Annotated in this window: 5 protein-coding genes and 1 pseudogene; 3 read left to right on the top strand and 3 right to left on the bottom strand. The window is 69.7% G+C overall.

All coding sequences use genetic code 11. From position 1 onward, the window contains the following. From ASD13_RS05880 to ASD13_RS17785, 3 genes and pseudogenes are all read left to right on the top strand, one after another. Positions 1-2,173 (top strand): DUF7507 domain-containing protein (locus tag ASD13_RS05880; protein WP_442922317.1); only part of this gene is annotated, 2,173 nt, incomplete at its 5' end. Beyond that, a pseudogene (locus ASD13_RS17790) lies at positions 2,167-2,487 on the top strand (DUF7507 domain-containing protein); the annotation flags it as partial. The gene ASD13_RS05880 and the pseudogene ASD13_RS17790, both read left to right, overlap by 7 nt. A gap of 1 nt (position 2,488) precedes the next feature. Further along, positions 2,489-3,476 (top strand): DUF7507 domain-containing protein (locus ASD13_RS17785; RefSeq protein ID WP_442922316.1); only part of this gene is annotated, 988 nt, incomplete at its 5' end. An 84-nt stretch (positions 3,477-3,560) separates the two neighbouring features. On the opposite strand, the gene ASD13_RS05865 is transcribed toward ASD13_RS17785, so the two are convergent. The 3 genes from ASD13_RS05865 to ASD13_RS05855 form a co-directional block, all read right to left on the bottom strand. Beyond that, positions 3,561-4,493: a J domain-containing protein gene (locus ASD13_RS05865; RefSeq protein ID WP_055866704.1), complete on the bottom strand. Its 933-nt coding sequence runs from the start codon at positions 4,491-4,493 to the stop codon at positions 3,561-3,563. Between the two features lie 71 nt (positions 4,494-4,564). Continuing rightward, entirely contained in the window at positions 4,565-5,218 is a 654-nt protein-coding gene (locus tag ASD13_RS05860) for an IMPACT family protein (RefSeq protein ID WP_055866701.1), read from the bottom strand. A gap of 30 nt (positions 5,219-5,248) precedes the next feature. Continuing rightward, a complete protein-coding gene (locus ASD13_RS05855; protein WP_055866698.1) occupies positions 5,249-6,235 on the bottom strand; it encodes an aldo/keto reductase in 987 nt (328 codons plus the stop codon). Between the last annotated feature and the right edge of the window lie 10 nt (positions 6,236-6,245).

Below are 6,245 nucleotides of genomic sequence, written 5' to 3'. Positions count from 1 at the left end.
GGCGGGTGCGGCCTCGCTCGCGCCGGGTCTTCAGGTGGTGTGCACGGCGTCGTATGTGCTGACGCAGGCGGATGTCGATTCCGGGAGCGTGTCGAACACGGCCACCGCGACCGGTACTCCGCCGACGGGCGAGCCCCCCGTCTCACCCCCATCGACGACCGAGGTGCCGGTGGACCCGGCCCCGGCGTTGACCGTTGTGAAGTCGGCGGATGTGGACGGGCTCACGTCGGCGGGTCAGACGGTCGAGTATTCGTTCCTGGTCACCAACACGGGCAACGTCACCCTCACCGACGTGAGCGTCGATGAGACGGCGTTCACGGGGACGGGCACCGCTCCCGTGGTCACGTGTCCGGCGGGAGCCGCGACTATGTTGCCGGGGGCTGCGGTCACCTGCACGGCGTCGTACGTCGTCACGCAGGCCGACCTGGACTCCGGAGGCGTGTCGAACACGGCCACGGCGACGGGCACTCCGCCTTCCGGCGAACCGCCGGTGTCGCCCCCGTCCACTCTGGAGATCCCGGCGGACCCGGCTCCGGGATTGACGGTGGTGAAGTCTGCTGATCTGGACGAGTTGTCGGCAGCGGGTCAGACGATCGAGTATTCCTTCCTGGTCACGAACACCGGCAACGTCACCCTCACCGACGTGACTGTGGATGAGACGGCCTTCACCGGGACGGGGACCGCTCCGGTGGTGACGTGCCCGGCGGGTGCGGCGTCGCTGGCTCCGGGAGCCGACGTGACGTGCACGGCGTCGTATGTGGTGACGCAGGCGGATGTCGATTCCGGAGGCGTGTCGAACACGGCCACCGCGACGGGTACCCCGCCGTCGGGCGAGCCCCCCGTCTCACCCCCATCCACCACCGAAGTCCCGGCGGAGCGGGCCCCGGCGTTGACGGTGGTCAAGAGTGCTGACACGACGGAGATCACTTCGGCGGGTCAGACGATTGCGTATTCGTTCCTGGTGTCGAACACCGGCAATGTGACGCTGACGGATGTGTCGGTGGCGGAGACGGCCTTCACCGGGACGGGCACCGCTCCGGTGGTCACCTGCCCGGCGGGTGCGGCGTCGCTCGCACCGGGAGCCGATGTCACGTGCACGGCGTCGTATGTGGTGACGCAGGCGGATGTCGATTCCGGAGGCGTGTCGAACACAGCGACGGCGACGGGTACCCCGCCGTCGGGCGAGCCCCCCGTCTCACCCCCATCGACGATCGAAGTCCCGGCGGAGCCGGCTCCGGCGTTGACGGTGGTCAAGTCGGCGGACACGACGGAGATCAGTTCGGCGGGTCAGACGATCGGGTATTCCTTCCTGGTCACGAACACCGGCAATGTCACCCTCACCGACGTGAGTGTGGATGAGACGGCCTTCACCGGGACCGGGACCGCTCCGGTGGTCACCTGCCCGGCGGGTGCGGCCTCGCTCGCACCGGGAGCCGATGTCACGTGCACGGCGTCGTACGTCGTCACGCAGGCCGACCTGGACTCCGGAGGCGTGTCGAACACGGCGACGGCGACGGGTACTCCGCCTTCGGGCGAGCCCCCCGTCTCACCCCCATCGACGACCGAAGTCCCGGCGGTGCCGGCTCCAGGGATCACGGTGGTCAAGAGCGCTGACACGACGGAGATCACTTCGGCGGGTCAGACGATTGCGTATTCGTTCCTGGTGACGAACACCGGCAATGTGACGCTGACGGACGTGAGTGTCGATGAGACGGCCTTCACCGGGACCGGGACCGCTCCGGTGGTCACCTGCCCGGCGGGTGCGGCGTCGCTCGCGCCGGGAGCCGATGTCACGTGCACGGCGTCGTACGTCGTCACGCAGGCCGACCTGGACTCCGGAGGCGTGTCGAACACAGCGACGGCGACGGGTACTCCGCCGTCGGGCGAGCCCCCCGTCTCACCCCCATCGACGATCGAGGTCCCGGTGGTGCCGGCTCCGGGGATCACGATGGTGAAGTCGGCGAGCCCGAATACGGCTGATGCGTATGTGGTGGGTCAGGAGATCACGTATTCGTTCGTGGTGACCAACACCGGCAATGTCACTCTCACGGATGTGACGGTGGATGAGGGTGTGTTCACCGGTTCGGGGTCGTTCCGTCGGGTGAGCCGCCGGTGTCTCCGCCGTCGACTCTGGAGATTCCGGTGGTGCCGGCTCCGGGGATCACGATGGTGAAGTCGGCGAGCCCGAATACGGCTGATGCGTATGTGGTGGGTCAGGAGATCACGTATTCGTTCGTGGTGACCAAYACCGGCAATGTCACTCTCACGGATGTGACGGTGGATGAGGGTGTGTTCACCGGTTCGGGGTCGTTGTCSGCGATCACGTGTCCGGCGGGTGCGGCCTCGCTCGCGCCGGGTCTTCAGGTGGTGTGCACGGCGTCGTATGTGCTGACGCAGGCGGATGTCGATTCCGGGAGCGTGTCGAACACGGCCACCGCGACCGGTACTCCGCCGACGGGCGAGCCCCCCGTCTCACCCCCATCGACGNGGCGGGTGCGGCCTCGCTCGCGCCGGGTCTTCAGGTGGTGTGCACGGCGTCGTATGTGCTGACGCAGGCGGATGTCGATTCCGGGAGCGTGTCGAACACGGCCACCGCGACCGGTACCCCGCCGACGGGCGAGCCCCCCGTCTCACCCCCGTCGACGACCGAGATCCCGGTGGTCCCTGCTCCCGGCGTGAGCATCGTGAAGTCCGCGACGCCGGAGACGATGACGACCGTGGGGCAGACGCTCACGTACTCGTTCGTGGTCACCAACACCGGCAACGTCACCCTCACCGACGTGAGCGTGGATGAGACGGCGTTCACGGGGACGGGGACCGCTCCGGTGGTCACATGCCCGGCGGGAGCCGCGAGCATCCTGCCCGGCCAGTTCGTCACCTGCACGGCGGAGTATCAGACGACGCAGGCCGACGTCGATTCCGGGCTGCTGACGAACACCGCCACCGCGACGGGTACGCCGCCTTCCGGTGAGCCGCCGGTGTCGCCGCCGTCGACGGTCGAGGTGCCCTTCGACGGCACCAACTCGCTCGGACTCGAGAAGCGCGCGAATCCGGTCGACGTCAACGGGAACGGCGTGATCGATCCGGGTGACCGCATCGAGTGGACGATCATCGTGACGAACACCGGCGCTCAGACGGTCGCCGACATCGTGGTGTCCGACCCCACCGCGGGTGCGGTCACGTGTCCGCAGACCAGCCTCGCCTCCGGAGCGCAGATGACCTGCACCGTGCCCGCGCACACCGTCACCGCTGCCGACGTGCGAAACGGACAGGTGCGCAACGTGGCCACGGCAACGGGAACCCCGCCCGGTGGGGACCCGATCGATCCGCCGACCTCGGAGACGACCACACGGGTCTTCCCGTCGCCGCCGCCCACCCTCGCGGTGACCGGCGGAACGCTCTCGGCCGGTCTGCTCCTCGGAGGGTTGATGCTGGTCGTCGGGTCGTCGCTCATCCGGCGTCGTCGACTGACCTGACCCTGAGCGCCCGATCGTGAGGCGCAGTGCGGTCCCATGAGCTGGTCCCACGACCAGCTCGTGGGACCGCACGGCCGACCGGCGTCAGACGAAGCGGACGGTCTGCTGCAGTCGGGTGCGCACGTCGAACAGTTCGTTCCCGCCGATCGCCCGCGCCTGCGGAACGCCCTGACGCAACACCATCGCCAGCGCGCTGCGGCGCACGACGACGACCGGAACGCCGCGGCTCGTGCCGAGCGGTGTGACGGCCTGCGCGAGGTCGTCGTCGGGCAGCACGATGATCGCACCGCTGAAGCGCACGCGGGCGGTCTTGGCGATCGTGCGCATCCGACCGAGGGCAGCCGTCACCGGCGCGCGGGTTCCCAGGCTCGGCCCGGTGATCTCGCCGCGCCGGAAGCCGACCACCCCTCCGAAGTCCTCCGACATCACCCCGTACAGGCCGGAGGGGCCCAGCACCACATGGTCGAGCTTGTCGTCGGCATCCGTCCCCACGGCCACGTCGTGCCACACCGTGAAGCCCATGCCGAGGTCGGAGACCGTGCGCGCCGTGGCCTCTTCCGCCAGGGCATCGGCGAGCAGTCGGCGCAGATCGCGGGGAGCCGAGCGCACCAGGGCGGGGTCGTAGGGGTCGGGGACCTCGACGCCACGGCCCGCCCATTCGCGGATGAGGACGAGGTAGCGCTCGCGACGCCATCCGCCGGGGTGGCCGTAGGAGCGGGCGCGTGGACGGGTGTCGGTACGCGCTGCCTGAGGCCGCCATCCGCTCCACCCGGTGTCGGCGTCGGGTGTCGCCGCTGACGCCACACCTGAGCGGCGGTCGTAGGCGGCACGGCTCTCGACGGTGCCGACCAGCTCCCACGCGCGCTGCACCTGGATGAAGATCGCGGCGTCGCCACCGGTGTCCGGGTGCGTCTGGCGCAGCCGCAGACGGTAGGCGCGGCGCAGCTCGGCGTCGTCGACGGAGGGGTCGACCCCGAGGATCTCGTAGGCCGAGGCCGAGAGCGGACTGTCGAACATCGCTCTCCCTCCGCGACCGCGGCATCCAGGATATCCGTCGTTCGTTGTGGTTTCGCCGATGCCCGTCGGTGTCAGGCGGGCACGTCGACGATGCGCTCGACGCCGAGTACAGGCGCGATCGCACCCGCGGATGCCGCGGCCAGATCGTCGACGAGCCGGGGGACTTCGGCCTCGGGGGCCCACAGCTCGAGCGTGGCCGTCGCGGCATAGCTCGGCGCGCCCAGCGTCGCACCATGATGGACCGCCCAGTCGCGCAGCAGATTGTCGTAGCGGCCGGCGTCTGCGTGCGGCACCTCGAGCGTCACCTGCCGGAGGGCTGCCCGTCGCACGAGGGACGCCAGATCGAGTGCCTCGGACACGGCGGAGGAGTAGGCGCGCACGAGCCCTCCCGCCCCGAGCTTCACACCGCCGAAGTAGCGGGTCACTACCGCGACCACATCGGTCAGCTCGCGCCGGCGCAGCACCTCGAGCATCGGTATCCCCGCGGTGCCGGAGGGCTCGCCGTCATCCGAGGACCGCGCCTGATCGCCGAGCAGACCCGTCACCATCGCGGTGCAGTTATGGTTGGCGTCCCAGGCCCTCTTCCGGATGGCGGCGATCACGGCGTCGGCCTGCTCGACCGAGGAGACAGGCTCGATGCGGGTGAGGAAGCGCGACTTGCGGATGACGGTCTCGTGCTCGACAGCGGACGCGATGGTCGCGGGATAGCTGCGGGCGGAGATCACCCGCCTCACGATACCGAGGCCGCTGAGGACTCAACGGTCGACGAACGCCATCTGCTGCGGGTTGTAGCGGTCGCCGCTCACCCCGACGCGCGTGGCGAGGGTCGAGAGGTCGGCGACCTCGTCGGCCGACAGGGCGACCGCCGTGCTTCCGGCGTTCTCGGCGATGCGCACGGTGCGTCGGGTGCCGGGGATCGGCACGATCCACGGCTGCTGTGCGAGCAGCCATGCCAGAGCGATCTGACCGGGTGTGGCCCCCTTCGCCGTGGCCAGCTCGGTCACGTGCGCCACGAGCGCGTGGTTCGCCGCCCGGTTCTCGGCCGTGAACCGCGGGATCGTGGCGCGGATGTCGCCGACTGCGAAGTCGGCTGCCGTGTCGACCGTGCCGGTCAGGAACCCCTTGCCGAGCGGACTGAAGGGCACGAATCCGATGCCCAGCTCCGCGAGCACCGGCAGGATCTCGGATTCGGGATCGCGGGTCCACAGCGAGTACTCGCTCTGCAGCGCGGTGACCGGGTGCACGGCATGTGCGCGGCGGATCGTGTCCGCCGAGGCCTCGGAGAGCCCGAAGTGGCGCACCTTCCCTTCGGCGATGAGCTCGCCGACGGTCCCGGCGACGTCTTCGATCGGCACGTCGGGGTCGACGCGGTGCTGGTAGAAGAGGTCGATCACATCGGTGCGCAGACTCCGCAGCGACGCCTCGGCCACTCGCCGGATCTGCTCGGGCCGACTGTCGAGCCCCACGCTCCTGCCGTCCTGGATGTCCCACCCGAACTTCGTCGCGAGCACGACGCGATCGCGGATCGGCTCGAGCGCCTGGCCGACGAGCTCCTCGTTCACATACGGGCCGTACACCTCGGCCGTGTCGAAGAAGTCGACGCCGTGCTCGATCGCCGACCGCAGCACCCCGATCATGTCGTCGCGGCTTCCGGGGTTGGGCCCGTAGCTCTGCGACATGCCCATGCAGCCGAGTCCGACCGCAGAGACCTGGAGGCCCTGTCCGAGAGTGCGCGTGTGCATGGGATGTCCT

Origin of the sequence: Microbacterium sp. Root1433D1 (genome assembly GCF_001426835.1) — a bacterium.
Taxonomy (GTDB): domain Bacteria; phylum Actinomycetota; class Actinomycetes; order Actinomycetales; family Microbacteriaceae; genus Microbacterium; species Microbacterium maritypicum.
This window is presented reverse-complemented; position numbering and strand designations above follow the sequence as displayed.